The organism is Thiosulfatimonas sediminis (genome assembly GCF_011398355.1).
GTDB classification, from domain to species: Bacteria; Pseudomonadota; Gammaproteobacteria; order Thiomicrospirales; family Thiomicrospiraceae; genus Thiomicrorhabdus; species Thiomicrorhabdus sediminis_A.
The window spans coordinates 152248-172035 of the sequence record NZ_AP021889.1 but is presented as its reverse complement, the minus strand read 5'-3'; the positions used below and the strand labels follow the sequence as shown (position 1 = coordinate 172035).

Here is a 19788-nt window from a genome sequence, read left to right as displayed (position 1 = left end):
CATTATTGAAAGCGATTATTTCAAATCAAAACGATCGTTATTCATCACTTTCACCCAAGCATTAACGAAGTCATTCACAAACTTCTCTTGGTTGTCGTCTTGTGCGTAGACTTCCGCGTAAGAACGTAGGATCGAGTTTGAACCAAATACCAAGTCAACACGCGTTGCGGTAAATTTAGTCGCCCCCGTTTTACGATCGTTAATATCGTAAGAGTTCTTACCGGTTGGCTTCCAAGTGTAATCCATCGACGTTAAGTTGACGAAGAAGTCATTGCTTAGCACGCCTTCACGATCAGTAAAGACACCATGCTTAGAACCACCGTGGTTAGTACCTAGCACACGCATACCACCAATCAACGCGGTCATTTCCGGCGCAGTCAGACCGAGCAATTGCGCGCGGTCTAGCAACATTTCTTCCGGCTGAACTACATAATCGTCTTTCAACCAGTTACGGAAACCGTCGTGAACCGGCTCAAGATATGAGAATGAATCCACGTCGGTCATCTCTTGGGTCGCATCACCACGACCGGCTGCGAATGGAACCGTGACATTTACACCGGCATCTTGCGCAGCTTTCTCAACCGCAGCTGAACCGCCAAGAACAATCAGGTCTGCCATGCTGACCGGCTTCGATAGACCTGCTTGAACACTTTCTAGTGCGCTCAATACCGATTGTAGACGCGCAGGCTCATTGCCTTCCCAATCTTTCTGCGGAGCAAGACGGATGCGAGCACCGTTAGCACCACCACGCATATCCGACCCACGGAAAGTACGAGCGCTATCCCAAGCGGTCGCAATCAAGTCTGCTGAGCTGACACCTGAAGCCAAGATTTTCGCTTTAATATCAGCCACTTCGGCATCATCTAAAGTGTAATCTACTGCAGGAACCACATCTTGCCAGATTAGATCTTCTTGCGGCACGTCCGCGCCTAGATAACGTGCTTTCGGTCCTAAATCACGGTGCGTTAGTTTGAACCAAGCGCGCGCAAACACTTCTGAGAAGTAATCTGGATTTTCATAGAATTTCTTCGAAATTTCACGGTAAATCGGATCTTTCACCATCGCCATATCGGCATCGGTCATAATCGGGTTATAACGAATCGACGGATCTTCAACATCAACTGGCTTGTCTTCTTCTTTAATATTAATTGGCTCCCACTGCCACGCACCTGCCGGAGATTTTTTCAGTTCCCAGTCATAGTTGAATAGCAAATAGAAGTAACCGTTATCCCACTGTGTCGGATTGGTTGTCCAAGCCCCTTCGATACCAGAAGAAACCGTGTCACGGCCGATACCGCGGGTCTTATGGTTATTCCAGCCCAACCCTTGCTCTTCGATATCCGCACTTTCAGGGTCTGCACCGAGGTTTGCCGCATTGCCGTTACCGTGACATTTACCAACGGTGTGACCACCGGCAGTCAAGGCAACCGTCTCTTCATCGTTCATCGCCATACGCTCGAAAGTCACACGAACGTCCTGCGCAGTTTTTAGCGGATCAGGATTTCCGTCGACCCCTTCAGGGTTAACATAGATCAGCCCCATCATTACCGCGGCAAGTGGGTTTTCCAAATCACGCTCACCGGAATAACGGCTTCCGGCACCACCGGAAGGCTGCAGCCAGTTTTTCTCAGACCCCCAATAAATATCTTTCTCAGGATGCCAGATATCCTCACGACCACCAGCAAAACCGAACGTTTTTAAACCCATGTCTTCATATGCCATGTTACCGGCTAGAATCATCAAATCCGCCCAAGAAAGTTTGTTACCGTATTTCTTTTTAATCGGCCAAAGTAGGCGACGCGCCTTATCCAAGTTAACGTTGTCCGGCCAAGAGTTTAGTGGAGCGAAGCGTTGATTACCGGTACCGGCGCCGCCGCGTCCATCCGCAACACGATATGAACCGGCCGAGTGCCAAGCCATACGAATCATCAAGCCACCGTAATGCCCCCAATCTGCCGGCCACCACTCTTGCGAGTCTTTCATCAAATCTTTTAAGTCTTGCTTAACTGCTTCTAGGTCAAGTTTTTTGAACTCTTCTGCATAATTAAAATCCGCACCCATCGGGTTGGTTTTTGAATCGTGCTGGTGAAGAATGTCTAAGTTCAAAGCATTTGGCCACCAGCTCATGACTGATGAACTGGTTTCTGTATTGGCGCCGTGCATTACTGGACATTTACCTTGGGACATCGTTAACTCCTCAAATCATTTAATTTTTTGTTTTTGTTAAAGCGCTGATAACGCAATGCCTTCCTAGTGTATAAATTTTCACGCAAAGCTCCAGACAATTATTCCTAACGATACCATAGGTTTTTTTTATTAAAAAAAGCTATTAAATACTTTTAAATCACCATAAAAAAGCTATCATTATAAAATTAATACCACCTTAATACGCAAAACACCACCCTGTTGCGATTTTTTGGCAAAAAGCATAAATTTACTGTTCGACTGTGTCGCAATTTAGCGAAACCAAGTGATTTGATACCACCCTATAACGCAACTTCTGCGTCAAGAAAACCAAATCCAACGCATGGCTTAAGGGAACGCCGCCTGTCTATGCTTGACCCAAAAAGGCGAGGAGTCAAAAACCGTGTACTGTATTAACCACATATTTCAGCCAGACGAAGCCTTACCTGTTCTTAATGAAATTGCACAGAACATTGAACAAGAACGCTACCAAAGCGTACTGATTCAACTTTACAGCGGTGTAATAGACCCAAAGCGCATCAAACGCACGCTCGACAAGATTTATCAAACCCTCAACCCAATTTGCCAACAACATTGTGCACAAGAATTAATCCTGATTGGCGCAACGACTGCGGGTGAAATTTATGGCGGCGTAATGCTTGAAGAGCAAATGGTGCTCAATGTCTGTGGTTTTCAAAACACCAAATTGCAGGCAACGCTTTTAGAAAATCGGCAAGATGAGTCCTTTCTAAAAGGACATTTAGGTAAAACCCTTGCGGAGAAAGTGATACAAAAAAACAGTAAAGCCTGCATTTTGTTAATGGATGGCCTTACCATTAACGGCGAAGACGTTGCACAAGATTTTAATCAACGTGCCGCTGAAATCGCCCAAGAAAAGCCAATTATTTCTGGCGGCATGGCTGCTGACAATTTGAAGTTTCAAGAAACTTGGGTATTCTTTAACCAAAATCTTAGAAGTAATGCGGCTGTTGCCGTCAGCTTTAACAGCAATACATTACGCGCCTGCAATACGTTTAACCTTAGCTGGCGATGTCTTGGACCGGAGATGCTCGTCACCAAATCAACAGGCGCGACCGTCTACGAAATCAACAACCGACCTATTATCGAATTTTATCGCCACTACTTAGGGAACGAAATCGTTAATCATATGCCGGAAAGTGCAATTGAATTTCCGCTGATTATTCAAGATAAAGGCGTGCCAATTGCGCGCTCCATGATTCAGGTAAATGAAAACGGTTCGATTGTGTTTGCCGGAAATCTACCACAAGGCAGTCGCGTCCGTTTTGGCGTAGCCGATAAATTTAGTCTGCTGGAAGGCAGTCAAAAAATGCAGCGCGAGTTGCAAAACTTTGGCGCTGAAGGGGTCTTTGTGTTTTCCTGTTCGGTGCGTAAATCTTTTTTTGGCGAAGAGTTACAAAACGAACTGGTGCCTCTGGATGGCGTCGCTCCCTTAAGTGGTTTCTTCACCTATGGGGAGATTTACCGCACAACTCTAGGCAAGCGCTGCGACGCCACCTTATTGAACATCACCACCACGCTATTGGCTTTATCAGAAGCTCCTAAAAAACGCTATGAATCGTTCATTAATCGCAGCGCACAGATTAGCAGCGACCATAAAAAACGTGCCTATCACGCTTTAATTAATCTGGCCACCACAAGCTACCACGATCTTTACAACGAAGCACATAATGGAGATGTTTTCGCCACCGCACTATTACAGAACAGCACATCACTGATTATCGACAACCATGGAAAAATTGTGCAACTGAGCGAGCCTCTACTGACAAACCTCCCACCTCAACTCAACGCATTTGTTGGCGAATCTTTTAACAAAATTTTAGAAATTGATTGTACGTTCAATCCGATTGAGGATTGGCTCGATGAGCTGCCCAATTTAGTCAATCAACAGCTCAAAATCCCCCTGACCTTGCAAAATGCTCTTGGCAACAGTATTCCGCAATTAGCGCGTTTTTATCAACTGCAAACCAGCGACTTATTCGGACCAAACTATTTGATTGTTATGCTCTAAACGCCATGCATTGCTTCCGCGAGAGGGCGACATAGAACAAGCTCTCATTGACTTCAGCATGAGACTCCCTATTTTTGGCTGGTCTTAGACAGAACAACAAAGAGCCGCATTGCTCAGTTAAATTTTTCTGTGCCTGAAACCATTTGGACTTGCTCTGTATCGTCTTTCTACCAACAGCTACAACAGCTAGGACACCTAAATCATCAACCACCCTGTCGCAATGGTTAAAATCCCTAAGGAACCTAGACCAATCGCGGAATATTTGCCCGCAATCGGCTCACCTAAAATCCAAGCGTATAGGGCTTTTAATAAATTATTAGAACCCGCAGCAATCAAAATACCACTGGCAATCAATTGTGTGTCAGCCGAATAACTGCCATTCAATAGTGACAAGACAAATGGGTCTATATCGGTAAACCCTACAATTAAGGACAGATAACGTAAACCATCACCACCGTAAAATTGGGTAACAAATTGGGTAATCACTGCCATCAACACAAACAGGCCAGCAAAAATAAACGCCACTTTTAACTCTAAAGGATTGCCTGCCTGTGACATGACCGGTTGCGACTGCACATTACGACGTTCAATTTGAATAAAGGCAAACACAATCAATAAACTCAGTAGCGCAAAAATACCTAAATACGGCGCCAACGCCTGTGCAACTTTCCATTGAAAGACCGCAGCAATTGCCCATAAACGCAAATACATCATCGCCGTGGCCAGCATAATCGCCGCGGTCATTTTGTAACTCATACGCGGCACATCTTTCGATTTTCGGCTTAACACCACCGTTGTTGCCGTAGAAGAATAGAGGCCACCAAAGATACCGGTGACTAAGATGCCCTGATTCTTGAACAGATACTTCTGCGCAACATAACCTAGATAAGAAACCGAAGAGACCACCACCACGGCCAGCCAGATCTTGAATGGCGAGACCGGCAGCCAAGGATGCAAGATTTCGTTGGGCAATAACGGCAGAATAATGCCACTGAGCAATATCAATTTCGCCAGCGTAGTCAGCTCGTCACCGGAGATTTTCTCCGCCAAACTGTTGATGGTTTGTTTGGCATTTAAAACAATGACAATGGTAACGAAAATCGCCGCCAAAACCCAAAATGGCTGTGTTTGTGCCAAAGCGCCATACACATACACCAGTGCCCAAACCCAATACAACAAGACACTGCCATGGTCGCGCGTTAACGCCTTGCTGTAAAACAGCATATAGAGTGCGCTCAAGCCGATAAAGCCCACCAGAAATAACCAAAAGTCGAGTAAGAAAAAGCTGAACCCAGCGATTGCGGTAAAAGCAAAGGTTCGCACAGTCCCAAAAAAGACCTCATCGGTGCTTTGATGGTATTTTTGCAGATAAGCCTTTAACTCCAAACCAGTTAAAAACCCAAACATCAAGGTGACAATAAAATCACCCCATAGACTCTCAGCAAAATTCATTTTTCTACGTCTTGCATTTCGGCGGCAAAGTCATTTTTCAACTTAACGTAATGCGCCGCGGAATATTTAAAAAACGCCATCTCTTTTTCGCTAAGTGGGCGTGCTTGCTTGACGGGTGACCCAACATACAAATAGCCGCTTTCTAAGATTTTTCCCGGCGGAACCAATGCATTCGCTGCGACCAAAACATGTTTCTGCACGACCGCATTATCTAAAACCACCGCGCCCATACCGATCAGACACTCATCTTCAATGATGCAGCCATGCAATACTGCGTTATGACCAACAGTAACATCCGCACCAACAATGCATTTCGAGCCTTTTGAAATCTCGCTTTCATGTGTGGTATGGACCACCGCACCATCCTGAATATTGGAACGCGCGCCAATTTTGATGTCATTCACATCACCACGCAAAGTGGCATTCGGCCATATACTGACATCTTCCGCCAAAACACATTTGCCAATCACAACCGCGGATTCGTCCACCCAAGCCGACTCAGCTAATTGCGGACAAACCCCTTTATAATTACGAATCGACATATCCACCACCCCTTTTACTTTTCGATAAAACAACCTAAAGAAACACAGAGCAGCAGTGAACTGCCGCACGGAATTGCCGGTTTTGTCAGGTCTCGACAGGACGGCAAACCGATTTTACTCGACGCAAATCTTCTATGCTTATAAAGCATTGCGGAGCTTATTCTGCATACTCTCTAAGATTGTAATGTATTTTTAAATCCTGCATTTAATGAAGCAAATTGTAAATTACTTACCAGTAGGCCACCTGATTTCACACAAACCAAGAAGACACGAAAAACACAGATCGGTAAACACAAGAATTTATCAATACTCCATAAAATTAAATTATTTAGACTCTTATTCAACTCGCAAAAAGCCGTATCATTTACATAATAATCATCCATTTAATTTTTTTCTCCTTATTTAGGAGGCCGACCATGAACTCGCCAAATACACTAACCGAACAAGAAATGATTAACCGACGCCAATCGCCTCGCCAAGACGTGCGTATTCCCTCGGTATTAATTGATAAAAAATCGATGAGTTACACCACAATTATGGATTATTCTGAAGGCGGTATTCGTCTGCGGACATCAATTCCGTTGAATATGGATGATGAAATTGAGTTGATTATCAAACCACAAAATAATCCGAGCGCTCGCCCAATTCATCTTAAATTAGAAGTAAAACACTGCCGGATGGAAGACGAAGAAAATTTTTCTATCGGCACACAGTTAAAAAACTACTTTGGCGACATCATGTCTACACTACAACATTATGCGCAACCAAAACCGTCCGCTTCGCTCAGTGAGCGTTTAGGCTATATCCTCGCTTAAACGCAAAAATAGTGTCCGCTAAATAAAAAAAGCCGTTTCCTTAAAGGTAAACGGCTTTTGTTTGTTTTCTCAATCGGCAGTCCAATTAACGCATGGTCACCAATTCTTCCGAGCTGGATGGATGGATTGCAATCGTTGCGTCTAAATCCGCTTTCGTGGCATTCATTTGCACTGCAACAGCAAACCCTTGCAGCATTTCATCCGCTCCATCACCGACGATATGAATCCCAACAACGCGCTCCTCTTCACCAACCACAACCAACTTCAACGCAGTTTTGATTTGGTGTTCAGTAAAGGCATAACGCATCGGCGTAAATACCGAGCTGTAAATTTTAACATTGTCATGCCCATACTGACGGCGCGCATCGTGCTCCGCCAAACCAACGGTGCCAACTGGCGGATGCGAAAAAATGACGGTTGGCACAGCGTGCAAATCAAGCAATAAATTCGGTTTGTTATTATACAAACGCTCAGCCAAATAGCGCCCAGCACGAATCGCTACAGGGGTTAACTGTGGCTGTCCGGTCACGTCACCGATGGCATAGATATTATCCACTGACGTTTTGTGACGCTCATCTACTTCGATAAAGCCTCGTCCGTTGGCACTCAAACCGGCATTTTCCAATTTCAAAGGTTCGATGAGCGTCTCACGGCCAACCGCCCAAATCACTTGGTCGTAACCGCCAATGTGCTGGTCATCTTCACTGTGAATGGTGATGGTGCCATCATCCATTTTTTCCAGCTTTTTCACTTTAAAGTGATACTCTTTATGAATACCGCTGGTAATCATCGCATCGGTTAGTGTTTCACGGATCATGTCGTCAAAACCGCGCAATACCAAATCTTTGCGACTCACCAACGTTGTTTGCGTACCCAATGCCTGCAATACACCGGCTAACTCAACCGCAATATAACCACTGCCGATTACCGCCACTTTTTTCGGCTGTTCGGTTAAGGCAAAGAAACCATCAGAAGTAATCCCTAAATCCGCATTTTCCGTCTCGTTTGGAATCAAAGGTTTACCGCCCGGTGCAATGACAATCGTCTCTGCCGTGTAGGTTTTGCCGTCTACCTCAACCGTATGCGCATCAATAAACGAGCCCCAGCCTTGGAGCACATCAACCCCTTTCTCGGCCATGTAACCGTCATACCAGGTAGTAATATTGCGAATATACTGCTCGCGTTGGCGAACCAATTTACCCCAATCAAAACCATCGTGTTTCACGTGAAACCCAAAATCCGGTGCATCACGTAATGCTTCGGCAATATGCGCGCCAAACCACATCACTTTTTTAGGAACGCAACCAATATTAACGCAAGTTCCGCCCAGTTTTTTTGCCTCAACCACCGCACATTTTTTACCGTACTCAGCAGCACGCTCAACCACCGATAAACCACCGCTGCCGGCACCAATCGCAATTAAATCGTAATCATAAGCCATCACTGTAAATCCTTTTTTAACACTTGTTTTTGTCACATATCGCGCCAAAAAGTAATTTTCATAACAAAAAAAGGCGCGGTATCCGGCATCCGGTCGCCGCGCCTTTTTGTAAACTGATTTAAGAAGACAGAGAATAAATCCAAATTCACTTCATCGAAGTCTCGCAAGGCGTTAATCTAAACTTACCCTGCCGAATTGTTCCGTGTCGTCTTAACGTATGGCATTAAGCTGCGTTGCTGTTCTCACTTTGAAGATAAGCTTGCAACGCTTCTGACCCACCAATCAAATCGCCATCAATAAAAACTTGTGGCACAGTGCCAGCATTCGCTACCGCACGTAATGTACGTGAGGTAATACCAGAATTACCAACGGTAATTTCCTCATAAGGGATACCAGCGTCTTCCAACATTGACTTCGCACGCAAACAAAATGGACAGGTTGGCTTGGAGAAAACCGTTGCAACACGAGGCGCCGTTGCCATTGGATTGATAAACTTCAACATGGTGTCCGCATCCGAAACTTCAAACGGGTCTCCTGGAACTTCCGGCTCGATAAACATTTTGACAATCAAGCCGTCTTTAACCAACATTGAATAGCGCCAAGAACGCATACCGAAACCCAAGTCTTCTTTATTGACCAACATCCCCATGCCATCGGTAAATTCTCCATTACCGTCCGGAATCACACGTACATGGTCACACTCTTGATCAGCGGCCCATTCATTCATAACAAATGTATCGTTTACTGAAACACAGACGATTTCATCAACACCATTCTTACGGAAAACCGGCGCCAATTCATTAAAACGCGGTAAGTGAGTTGATGAACAGGTTGGCGTGAAAGCGCCCGGCAGCGAAAAAACCACCACGGTTTTACCGTTAAAAATTTCATCGGTAGTAACATTAACCCACTCATTATTTTGACGCGTTGGGAAAGTGACGTTAGGGACGCGTTGTCCTTCTCTGTTTGGTAAAGCCATTCTAGGGTTCTCCAGTTAAGCGATAATTTTGATGACGAATAAAACGAAATAAAGGGATCACCTGCTTCGCTTTGTTAACGCACATTCTATAAATAAGTTTAATATTAGTAAAATTGAATATCTTTAAGAAATTAATAGTTTTTAACTAACCATAAAAATTAATAATCTCTCTTTTAAAAGACTATCCAATCGCTCTACCCTGTCTGTCTCGAAGGCTTTAAAACAAGAGCATCTTCTCCCCTTTCTCATCAAACGCCAATAAGGTTTGAAACGCCAATCATGAGCCATAAAAGCAAAAATACGGAAATTACTGCAAAGTCTCGCCTTGTAATTTACGCATAAACGGTTCCAACAAGGATTTTTCCTGAGCATACTTCATTAATAATCCTAATACCGCTTGGTCTTCATGCTTTGATGCGATACGTGCCGCCAACTGGTACTCTTGCTCAGTCACCGCGCCTTTAAAACTGCCCAGCTCCAATAACGCCGCAACCATGCCAACATTTTGCAATAAACAAGCCGCCTGCAAGGCTTTGACTGGCTCGCCAGCAGCATCTTTCGCCACAACCAAATGCGCAGAAACAAAATATTCCTGCACCAAGACCCTCGTCATCCAATAGTTCATTTCCGGCTCCGCTTCACTTTCTAAAACGTGCATAAACATCTCTTTTGGGTCAGTCTGATGGCGATTCACCAAGGTTTTAACAATGTTGGAAAAAGAATCGCGATTCTTTTCATCAAAATTCATTAAATTCATTCTGCAATCTCTTTTTAAAAATTGGGGATGTAAATTCATTAACCGCTGGACGCAATCGCCGTGCCGCAGGCCACGCCACTGGCCCAAGCCCATTGAAAGTTGTAACCACCTAATTGACCGGTGACATCGAGCACTTCGCCAATAAAATACAATCCATGCTGTTTTTTGGCTTCCAACGTTTTGGAAGAAACCTCATCCGTATCCACGCCACCAAGGGTCACTTCGGCCTTATCATAGCCGGCGGTTTCACTTGGATAGAGCGACCATTCAGTTAACTGGCGCGCATAGGCTTCAAGCGTTTCATCGCTGGCATTTGCAATATCTTCCGGGGCGGGGTAGAGCGTCAACCAAAACTGCATAAAACGTTTCGGCCAAAACTGCCCAAGCCATCGGTTTAAACTGCTCGCTTGCTTACGTAACTGTTTTAAATCGTCCAGTACATTCGAATTCGGTAATAAATTAATCTGGATTGGCTCGCCCTCGCGCCAGTAATTCGAGGCCTGTAAAATGCTCGGCCCACTCAATCCTTGATGGGTAAATAACATCGCCTCGTGAAAACATTTACCTCCAACACTCACCGCCACATCCAGTGACAAACCGGATAACTCAGCAATCCGTTCATGCCACTTACCTTCAAAATTTAAAGGCACCAAACCGGGACGAGTTGGTAAAACCTTTAACCCAAACTGTTCAGCAATGGCATACCCAAAACCGGACGCTTTCAGTTTCGGGAAAGAGAGTGCACCGGTAGCAATGACTAATTTACTGCAGCTTAAAGCGCCGACTGAAGTATCAACTTGAAAACCTCCAGCCACCGCTTGCACTTTATTCACCTCGGTCTTCAATGAAAACGTCACTTGCGCCCAAGTACACTCCGCACGCAAAATTTGAATCAGATCCGAAGCCCCTTGCTTACAAAACAGCTTGCCTAATTCGCGCTGCTCATAGTGCAAACCGTGCCGCTCGACCATTTCGATAAATGCACTGCTGGGATAACGCGACAAGGCACTTTTAACAAAATGCGGATTTTGACAAATAAAATTTTTCGCCGTGACATCCAGATTGGTGAAATTGCACTTCCCTCCCCCAGAAATCCGGATTTTAGCCGCCGCTTTCGGTGCGTGGTCAATCACCAAAACCGCCAATCCTTGATAACCGACCGTTGCAGCACACATCAAACCAGCGGCTCCCGCCCCGATAATGATCACGTCCCATTTTTGTGTTAGATTCATCAGTACAACGGCTCCCACTGCATATTTCGGCGCAAAATTTCTTCCTGAATTTCTAGCATACCCAACTGCGCTCGTGCGGCAAAACCTTGCACGCCAAGTTCGATGAAACGTCGCCCTTGGTCGTCAATTTTCGGCAGACTAAACAAACGTAAATCCGGAAATTTTTTTTCAAATTGTTCCATAAACACTATCCATTCGGACTCTTGCCCATCCACAATCAACACCGCGTGCTCCAACTGCTGCTCTCTGAACAGCGGCGCATAATAGGTGTCTAACACCCACTCCATCATCGGCTGCGCCATCATTGGGAAACCCGGCATAAAATGATGTTGCTGAATCGAAAAACCCGGCACCCGATTAAAGCCATTCGGGATAATCTCTGCGCCTTTTGGGTATTCCGCCATTTTGACCCTTTGTGGATAAGCCGCCTCGCCAAACTGCGCTTCAATCTCGGCAACCGCTTGTGGGTGACGCTGCAGCGGAACATCCAACGCCGCCGCCGCACATTGCCGCGTTCGATCATCCGGTGTCGCGCCAATGCCGCCAAAGCAGAAAACGATATCGCCGCTGGCAAAACTACGCCGTAAAGTTGCCTCCAAGCGCTGCGCCTCGTCACCCAAAATCTGCACCCAGCTCAGTGCCAAACCACGCGGCTGCAATAACGCATTCGCATTCGCCAAATGGCGATCTTGACGTTTTGCCGATAAGACTTCATCACCAATAATAATTAGCCCAATCTCAGGCATACAATGTCTCCATTATGAAAAAGGCGGCTGTGTCATAATAAACAGCCATTATAAGACATCTATCACAGGGAATAATTAGCGTAATGGCATTGGCAACCGTTTTGACTTTGGCCGGCTCAGATCCGAGCGGCGGCGCAGGCATACAAGCAGACAGTAAGACCATCCATGCCCTCGGCGGTTACGCGCTTGGCGTGGCCACTGCGTTAACCGCGCAAAACGCACAAGGCGTACAAGCTGTATTTGCGGTTGAACCACTCATTTTTGCCGCCCAAGTAAACGCTCTCTTAGCTGACTACCACATTGATGCGCTAAAAATCGGTATGCTAGCCGACGCCGACAAGGTCTTGCAAAGCGCTGACATTCTCACGAAGCTGCCACTCAAAACCGCCTGTGTACTCGATCCGGTATTGGTCAGCTCCAGCGGCAAAATTTTACTGGCACAAGACGCTATCCAACACCTCCTGCACCACCTGATACCGAAGGTGACCTTACTCACCCCCAATCTACCGGAAGCTCAACTGTTACTCGAACATTGCGGTGTGCACGTTGACCTAAACCACCTATTGACCAAACAGCAATTCAGCACCATCCGTGACGCCCTAGCGCACTTACACTGTGCTAATATTTTGCTTAAAGGGGGTCATAGCACAGAAGATATGGCGGTCGATTATCTCTTTAGCGACTTCCACAAACATCCACAAATACACAGTTTTGCTCAACCTCGAATTACCAGCCAACACAATCACGGCACCGGCTGTACTCTGTCCTCGGCGATTGCCTGTAAACTGGCTCAAGGGGAGACGCTGCACGAAGCCGTCAGCCAAGCAAAAGACTATTTGCAACAGGCTTTACTACACAGTTCCGCAGGGCAACCGCATTATTTGCCGCTTAAAACAAAAAGCCACCGAAATGGTGGCTTACATCACTTTCTAACGCCGCTAACTTAATCAATTATTCAACCGCTTTTTCAACGCCCTGCTTAACGTCTTTCGCGCCGTCAGACATCGACCCCATGACTTCTTGCGCGCCATCACCTGTCTGCTCCAAATAGTCGACTAACTCAACAGCACCGGCCAACGTATAACGCGCCACTTCACGACTATTAAACCAATCAAACATAATCGCCAAGCCGATAAAAATAACCAACCAAATGATTAAACTGAATAAGCCAAAAAGTCTCATCATACTGCCGCGCCTCTAAATCCGTTCTTTAATTGCCGTTTATGATACCAGAACTGAAAAATCAATTAGTCACCCTTTTCCGGCGCGCCAAGAACGAATCGCAAATCGCGCTGGGTGACTGGCGTGATACAGTGATTGTGCCAACGGCAAAGCGTGATTAAACAATTGTGCCGCAATGATATCCGCCGCCAAAAACACCGAAAGCAAACCGCGTGCTCCATGTCCATTTGAAACATACAGGTGCGGCTGATAGTGCTGTGCAGGATAGTGAAAAATCGCCTTGGTATGTGATTGCTGTAGATAACTATGCTGAACAAAACCCCAATCCGGCACAGCACCGACCACCGGCAGATGATCAGGCGTTGTCGGCCGAAAAGCGATACGCCCTGCTTGCAGCGGCTGCTCGGTAATCGCATCTGCTTTTAGCCAGTGCGCTAAGTTCTGCTGCGCCTGATGCAGATTATGTTCATGCCCTGCGTGCGAGAGCTCAGTGCCCATATCCGGTGCTTCAAAAGTCGCCCCCGCAACATAACCGCCGGTTGCGGTTGGCGAGGCATAACCCGCATGGGTTACCGCCAGCGGCAAAGGCGTTTGCACTTGTTCAGCAGACAAATGGGTTACCTGTCCTTTTACCGGACGCATCGGTGTTTGCAGCGTTTGGTTGATGTCATTATCCAAACTGGCGCTGGCAAAAATTAACGCGTCTGCTCGAAAACGCCCACGCTGGGTATCAACCTGCCACGCTTCGTCAAGGTACCGCCAAGACGCAACACGCTGCTGACAAAGCACCTCGATATTGGCATGCGCAAGACAAGTTTCAACCAAACTACGCGGATAAATCCAACCGCTTTGCGGATAAAACAGTCCAGCTGGACACTCCGGCATGGCTAATTTTTCTTGCACTTCGCTTGACGCTAACCACTGCGCAACCGACACAGGAACCGCCAAACGCTGCAATGTTTGTTGCCAATGATGCTGTAATTTACCATCCGCTTGCGCAAGTTGAATCAAGCCCGACAAGTCGCCTTTGACTTGGCCGGTCGCCAACCACGGCTGCAAGCGACGCAAGGTCGCTTGATAACCCGCCCAATACCAACGAGAACGCAGGTTCCAATCAACGGTTATCAACGGGTGCAGAGTACCAGCCAAATTGCCTGATGCTTGACTAGCAATGTCATCCGCTTGGTCTAAGACCGTTACCTTAATACCTTGCTGCGCCAAGGTATGCGCCACTGCCGCGCCGGCCATACCCGCGCCAACCACCAGCGCCGTTTGCACTCTAGGCACTGACGATGGGCGGCTAAACCAAGGGGCCTTATCACTGTATTGACGTAACTGCGCCATCTGCCCAAAACACATTTCACGCTTGCGACCAAACCCTTTACCTTTGTGCACCGCAAAACCGACATCTTGCAAACCACGGCGCACGATTCCTGCCGAGGTAAAGGTGGCAAAGGTGGTTTGTGCATGGCTCAAACGCGCTATATTCTGGAACAGTGCCGGTTGCCACATCTCAGGATTTTTAGACGGCGCAAAGCCATCTAAAAACCATGCATCGACTTTGGCACTCGGGTCACACTCTTTAAAGCCGTCCTGAATATCGCCAAACCACACACTTAAGCGCACATTCGCTTGCGGTAAATACAGATCATGCCAGCCTGGTAAAAGCGGTGGATAATGCGCCTGCAAAAAAGCAGCCTGTTCTGCGACGTCAGGAAAAACGTGATGTACTTTCTGTAAGTCTGAAAAGCGCAACGGAAACTTTTCAAAAGAGATAAAGTGCAATTCAGCACTCGGTGCTTGCCCTGCCCAATTCTGCTGCCATAGCTGCAGTGTGGCCAAAAAATTCAGCCCCGAACCAAAGCCACTCTCCGCAATACGAAATACAAGCTTGTCATTCGATTTCAGTTCAGCAAAGCGCTGCCCCAGCTGATTGTGCTGCAAAAAGTTATACCGTGTTTCGCTCAGGCCATCTTGCTGCGAGAAATAACTGTCGCCAAATTCGGTCGCGAAAGGCACTTGCGCTTGCCAGTGAATTTGCGCCGGCTCTAAAGCCATTTTTTTCATGCTCAATATTTTCTTAAAAAAATTCTCGCTATTATAATGGCTGAAACCGCATCACGGGAGGTGTAACATGGATAAACCAATTAACAATACGAACGATCAAACCTGGCGTGAAAAACTCAATCCAGAACAGTATCAAATCTGTCGCTGTGGCGGCACCGAACGCGCCTTTACCGGAAAATATTGGGATAACAAAGCCGCAGGTACCTATACCTGCGCCTGTTGCGGAACGCCGCTCTTTAGTTCCGCAACCAAATACGATTCCGGCTCCGGCTGGCCGAGCTACTGGCAACCGATCAGTAGAAGCGTGATACGCGAATTGCGCGATGATTCGCACGGAATGATTCGTACCGAGGTACGCTGCGCCAAATGCGATAGCCATCTAGGCCATGTTTTCCCAGATGGCCCGCAACCGACCGGACTGCGTTACTGCATCAACTCCGCATCACTGGACTTTATTCCGGAATAATGCATACCCTCGCCGATCCAGACGCTTTTCTTAAGGCACACCTTGCTACCCTCGCCCGCAACCGTCATCGTGACCTTGTAATACTGCAAGGCTCAACGGATTGGGCGTGGCAAATCATTACTCCGCATCTGCCCACAAATTCTCTGATTATTGGCAATGCACCAAGCGATTCAGCAAGGACTTCTGCCAATCCGCAAAACCTGAAACACCAGCTTGGTAAAGAGTTCGCTGGCGCGGCAATTGATTTAAACGACGGCCTTAGCGCCAATACGCTCGGTATTGTTGCCGGGCTTTTACAAGCCGGCAGTGGGCTGTTTTTAATTATGCCGCCCACTTGGCCGGAAATCGCCAATCCGCAAGACAGCCGTTTTCTCAATACCCCTCTGCAACCACAACAACTCGAACCGTGGTTTTATCGTCATCTAGCTAGCTCGTGGCAAAAACAGAGCACTTGGTTAAAACAGCATGGCGAGCAAACGCAACTTATTTGCCAAACCACTTCAGTACAAAGCGAAAATGCCTTAACTGAATTCGATAGTGGCGCGGCGACCCGTGAGCAAAACCAAGCGATTACGCAGATTCTCAAAGTCGCTTTTGGGCATCGTAAACGCCCGTTGGTACTCAGCGCCGACCGCGGGCGCGGTAAAAGTGCCGCTTTAGGATTGGCAGCGGTGCAAGCCTTGCTGCAAGGCAAGGCCCATATCGCCATCAGCGCCAGCCTACCTGAACAAGCGCACAATGCCTTTTTTCATGCTCAGAGATGGCTAGAACAGAACATTTCAGAACAAATCAGCACTATTTCAACACACGGCGATTGCTTAAGTTTTGAATACCAAGGCGAAACAAAACAGCTTAAATTTTACGCACCCGACTATCTGAATTTAAACCGCGTTGAATGCGATCTATTGTTGATTGATGAAGCGGCGCAGATTCCGACGCCATTACTGACCTCGCTCTTGCAAAGCTATCACCGCATGGTCTTTGCCACCACGCTACATGGCTATGAAGGTTCCGGTCGCGGTTTTGAATTGCGTTTTACCAAAACCCTTAACCAACTAACACCAGACTGGAAACGCCTGCACATTAAGCAGCCGCTACGCTGGAATAATCAAGACCCTTTAGAAGCCGCGATTAACCAAGCCCTGCTTTTACAAGCGGATAATGACGCGCCAACATTGCCGGACTGCCCGCAAGCCGCATTGATGCAGTTAGAGATAAACGAACTGAGCAAAACGCAACGGCTTGCCGATTTGGATGCGATTTTCGGGCTTTTAGTTAAGGCACACTACCAAACCAGCCCGAATGATTTGCAACAGTTACTCAACTCGCCAAACCGTATTTGGGTAACACGCTATCAAAAGCAAACGATTGGCGTTTTACTCAGCCAAGAGGAAGGCGGTTTAACAGGCAATGAAAGTAAAATTCACGGACATCTTGTGCCGCAACTTTTAGATCGTCAATATGCTTTTAGCGATGCTTTAAGCATGCAATCTTGGCGTTTAATGCGCATTGCCATCGAACCCGAATGGCAGAGTTTAGGGATTGGTTCAATGCTAGTGGAGAAATGGCAAAAACAGGCACAAACAGAACAGATCGACTTTATTAGCAGCAGTTTCGGTGCAGAAAACGACTTAACTCGCTTTTGGATACAACAGGGAATGCAACCACTACACCTCGGTTGTAAACGCGATAAAGCCAGCGGCACCTATAACCTCGTGGTCTATCAAGCCCTTAGCGAACAAGCTGAATCACTAAAACAGATTCAACAACAGTTCCAACAACAACTGCCGATGCTGCTGAACGACGAACTCAAACAACTTGATAGCCGTTTACTGACATTAATTACCAGCAACTTTGCAAACAGCGAAACCGAAATCAACACCGCAGAAATCATTCAAGACTACCTAAACGGAAAACGTCCTTTCACCACCTCAAGTTACTTTTTAAAGCAATTTTTACTGCAAAACCCAGCATTACTTAGCAACTTAGAAAGCAAGCAAGCATCGCTACTAACCGACAAACTGCTAAAACAACTCAGCTGGGCAGAGCTAGTCGAAACGCATAAACTGATAGGCAAAAAACAAGCGGAACAAGGCTTTCAAGACGCTTTAAAACGCCTTCAAATAAACGCTTAAATTCATTAAATACAGCAATAAATGTATTCTATATTTTTATTCGCAAAAAATAAGAATTTCGCAAGCAATGGAATCTAACACCATTGCTTCTTAGCAAACTATTACTAACCATTTATGGCGGCGTTATGCGCTGAAACCAAAATTGACATATTTGGTAACATGGTTACAATAAATCCTAGCTATTAATTAAAAAAGAGTTAACCATGAGTCAAGTAATCCGAATTTCTGACAACTTATATGACCGATTAAAATGCCATGCTGAAGGCTTTGACACACCTGCAAATGTAATAGAAAAAATTTTAAATAGCTATGAAGAAAACGGTTTCAAACCAATTAAAAATATCAAGAAAATAAAGGAAGCCGTTAATCTTGAGATTGACTATTCAGGTTTAAGTGAAGAGCAGTTCAAAAAAGAATTAATCCATAACAAACATTGTTATATAACACTTTATTACACAAATGGCTCACAAGACACTAAGCATTGGAAAGCAGAAAAATTTACAGCTGAATCTAGTGTTTCGGGCAATTTACGATCAGGTTTTTTACGCAGTTGGCGAGAAAAAGGCATATTTAAAGCAGAGCTGTTTTTTAAGTAAAGAAATAGCGTCAGACTCGATTATGTTTTAAAAATCGACGATTTGAAACCACTGTTTTTAGACCGTGTTTTCGGTTAAATCAAACCCTTCGCAATGCTGAGTTTGAGTGAATTAAATAGATGAAAGTGATTGAATACCCATTGAATAACCAGGGTCAGAGTAAAATTAAATAACTTTATTCTGACTCCAATTAAGCACAACTACGCTATCACCAATAAAAAAAGCCCCAAATCTGGGGCTTTTGTGTTTTTAGACGTGTCTCGTTTTTAAACATCAAACACGACGGTTTTATTGCCGTGAATCAGGACACGGTCTTCTAGGTGGAAGCGAAGACCACGCGCCAATACGGTTTTCTCGACATCGCGCCCTAGGCGTTTCATATCGTCAATACTGTGTGCATGGCTGATACGGATAACGTCTTGTTCGATAATCGGGCCGGCATCGAGCACTTCGGTCACATAGTGACAGGTTGCACCAATCAGTTTTACCCCGCGTTCGCTCGCTTGATGGTATGGGCGCGCACCGACAAATGACGGTAGAAACGAGTGATGGATATTAATCACTTGCCCTGTGTAGTCCTTACACATCTGCGGTGGCAGAATTTGCATATAACGCGCCAATACAATGACTTCCGCACCGTATTGTTCAACCAGTTGTTCCGTTTCAGAAAAGGCCTGCGGTTTGGTTTCCGGTGTCACTGGAATATGGTGGAACGGCACTTGATACCATTCGGCCATTGAGCGCAGATCGTCATGGTTAGCGATGACGCAGACCACTTCGCCTGGCAGTTCTTTTTCGTGCCAGCGGTGCAGTAAATCGGCTAAACAATGCGATTCTTTAGATGCAAATAGCGCGATTTTCTTAGGTTTGGCGGAATCAGAAATATGCCATTGCATCTCAAAAGCATCGGCAAGTTTTTTAAAGCCTTGAGCAAACGCATCCAGCCCGCCGCGTAAAGAACCTGCCAAAATTTCATGGCGCATAAAAAACCAGTTATTGGCCGCATCAGTATGATGGTTGGCCTCAACAATCGTGCCGCCAAGATCGGCGATATATTGGGCAACTGAGGCAACAATCCCAACCTGATCGGGACAAGAAATCACCAAACGATACACGTGGCTCATACAACTCTTCTCTTCGCTAA

At 46.1% G+C, this 19788-nt stretch carries 17 protein-coding genes; 6 read left to right on the top strand and 11 right to left on the bottom strand.

From position 1 onward, the window contains the following. Nucleotides 1–15: 15 nt before the first annotated feature. Complete coding sequence (katG, locus tag HRR27_RS00740; RefSeq protein WP_173269366.1) at nt 16–2187, bottom strand: catalase/peroxidase HPI; 2172 nt, start codon at nt 2185–2187, stop codon at nt 16–18. 400 nt (nt 2188–2587) lie between these two features. Between katG and HRR27_RS00735 the strand changes: the two genes are divergently transcribed. Beyond that, nucleotides 2588–4234, top strand: a complete 1647-nt coding sequence (locus HRR27_RS00735; RefSeq protein ID WP_173269363.1) for an FIST signal transduction protein — start codon at nt 2588–2590, stop codon at nt 4232–4234. A 195-nt stretch (nt 4235–4429) separates the two neighbouring features. Here the strand turns inward: HRR27_RS00735 and HRR27_RS00730 are convergent, their stop codons facing one another. Both HRR27_RS00730 and HRR27_RS00725 read right to left on the bottom strand, forming a co-directional pair. Continuing rightward, nucleotides 4430–5686: an MgtC/SapB family protein gene (locus HRR27_RS00730; RefSeq protein ID WP_173269360.1), complete on the bottom strand. Its 1257-nt coding sequence runs from the start codon at nt 5684–5686 to the stop codon at nt 4430–4432. Beyond that, on the bottom strand, nt 5683–6228 hold the full coding sequence (locus HRR27_RS00725) for a gamma carbonic anhydrase family protein (protein ID WP_173269357.1): 546 nt from the start codon (nt 6226–6228) through the stop codon (nt 5683–5685). Before HRR27_RS00725 ends, HRR27_RS00730 begins: the two co-directional genes overlap by 4 nt. A 416-nt stretch (nt 6229–6644) precedes the next feature. Here HRR27_RS00725 and HRR27_RS00720 point away from each other — a divergent pair, with 416 nt between their 5' ends. Further along, nucleotides 6645–7043: a PilZ domain-containing protein gene (locus HRR27_RS00720; RefSeq protein ID WP_173269354.1), complete on the top strand. Its 399-nt coding sequence runs from the start codon at nt 6645–6647 to the stop codon at nt 7041–7043. Between the two features lie 85 nt (nt 7044–7128). On the opposite strand, the gene gorA is transcribed toward HRR27_RS00720, so the two are convergent. From gorA to HRR27_RS00695, 5 genes are all read right to left on the bottom strand, one after another. Next, a complete protein-coding gene (gene gorA / locus HRR27_RS00715) occupies nt 7129–8484 on the bottom strand; it encodes a glutathione-disulfide reductase (protein WP_173269351.1) in 1356 nt (451 codons plus the stop codon). 223 nt (nt 8485–8707) lie between these two features. Further along, complete coding sequence (locus tag HRR27_RS00710; protein ID WP_173269347.1) at nt 8708–9463, bottom strand: glutathione peroxidase; 756 nt, start codon at nt 9461–9463, stop codon at nt 8708–8710. 307 nt (nt 9464–9770) lie between these two features. Further along, nucleotides 9771–10220, bottom strand: coding sequence for a hypothetical protein (locus tag HRR27_RS00705; RefSeq protein ID WP_173269344.1), 450 nt, complete (start codon nt 10218–10220; stop codon nt 9771–9773). A gap of 38 nt (nt 10221–10258) precedes the next feature. Continuing rightward, a complete protein-coding gene (locus HRR27_RS00700) occupies nt 10259–11452 on the bottom strand; it encodes a BaiN/RdsA family NAD(P)/FAD-dependent oxidoreductase (protein WP_173269341.1) in 1194 nt (397 codons plus the stop codon). Next, nucleotides 11452–12198, bottom strand: a complete 747-nt coding sequence (locus HRR27_RS00695; RefSeq protein ID WP_173269339.1) for a competence/damage-inducible protein A — start codon at nt 12196–12198, stop codon at nt 11452–11454. Before HRR27_RS00695 ends, HRR27_RS00700 begins: the two co-directional genes overlap by 1 nt. Before the next feature lie 83 nt (nt 12199–12281). On the opposite strand from HRR27_RS00695, the gene thiD reads away from it, so the two are divergent. Further along, complete coding sequence (gene thiD, locus HRR27_RS00690; RefSeq protein ID WP_173269337.1) at nt 12282–13145, top strand: bifunctional hydroxymethylpyrimidine kinase/phosphomethylpyrimidine kinase; 864 nt, start codon at nt 12282–12284, stop codon at nt 13143–13145. 4 nt (nt 13146–13149) lie between these two features. Here the strand turns inward: thiD and HRR27_RS00685 are convergent, their stop codons facing one another. Then, nucleotides 13150–13383, bottom strand: a complete 234-nt coding sequence (locus HRR27_RS00685) for a hypothetical protein (RefSeq protein ID WP_173269335.1) — start codon at nt 13381–13383, stop codon at nt 13150–13152. A 66-nt stretch (nt 13384–13449) separates the two neighbouring features. Continuing rightward, entirely contained in the window at nt 13450–15447 is a 1998-nt protein-coding gene (mnmC, locus tag HRR27_RS00680; protein WP_173269333.1) for a bifunctional tRNA (5-methylaminomethyl-2-thiouridine)(34)-methyltransferase MnmC2/FAD-dependent 5-carboxymethylaminomethyl-2-thiouridine(34) oxidoreductase MnmC1, read from the bottom strand. A gap of 67 nt (nt 15448–15514) precedes the next feature. Between mnmC and msrB the strand changes: the two genes are divergently transcribed. The 3 genes from msrB (at nt 15515) to HRR27_RS00665 (ending at nt 18644) form a co-directional block, all read left to right on the top strand. After that, a complete protein-coding gene (gene msrB / locus HRR27_RS00675; protein WP_173269331.1) occupies nt 15515–15913 on the top strand; it encodes a peptide-methionine (R)-S-oxide reductase MsrB in 399 nt (132 codons plus the stop codon). After that, entirely contained in the window at nt 15913–18048 is a 2136-nt protein-coding gene (locus HRR27_RS00670; RefSeq protein WP_173269329.1) for a tRNA(Met) cytidine acetyltransferase TmcA domain-containing protein, read from the top strand. Before msrB ends, HRR27_RS00670 begins: the two co-directional genes overlap by 1 nt. A 203-nt stretch (nt 18049–18251) precedes the next feature. Beyond that, nucleotides 18252–18644 (top strand): hypothetical protein, encoded by a 393-nt coding sequence (locus HRR27_RS00665; RefSeq protein WP_173269327.1) that lies wholly within the window; start codon nt 18252–18254, stop codon nt 18642–18644. Nucleotides 18645–18910: 266 nt separating this feature from the next. Here HRR27_RS00665 and purU read toward each other — a convergent pair whose 3' ends face one another. Next, nucleotides 18911–19768, bottom strand: a complete 858-nt coding sequence (gene purU, locus HRR27_RS00660; RefSeq protein ID WP_173269325.1) for a formyltetrahydrofolate deformylase — start codon at nt 19766–19768, stop codon at nt 18911–18913. Between the last annotated feature and the right edge of the window lie 20 nt (nt 19769–19788).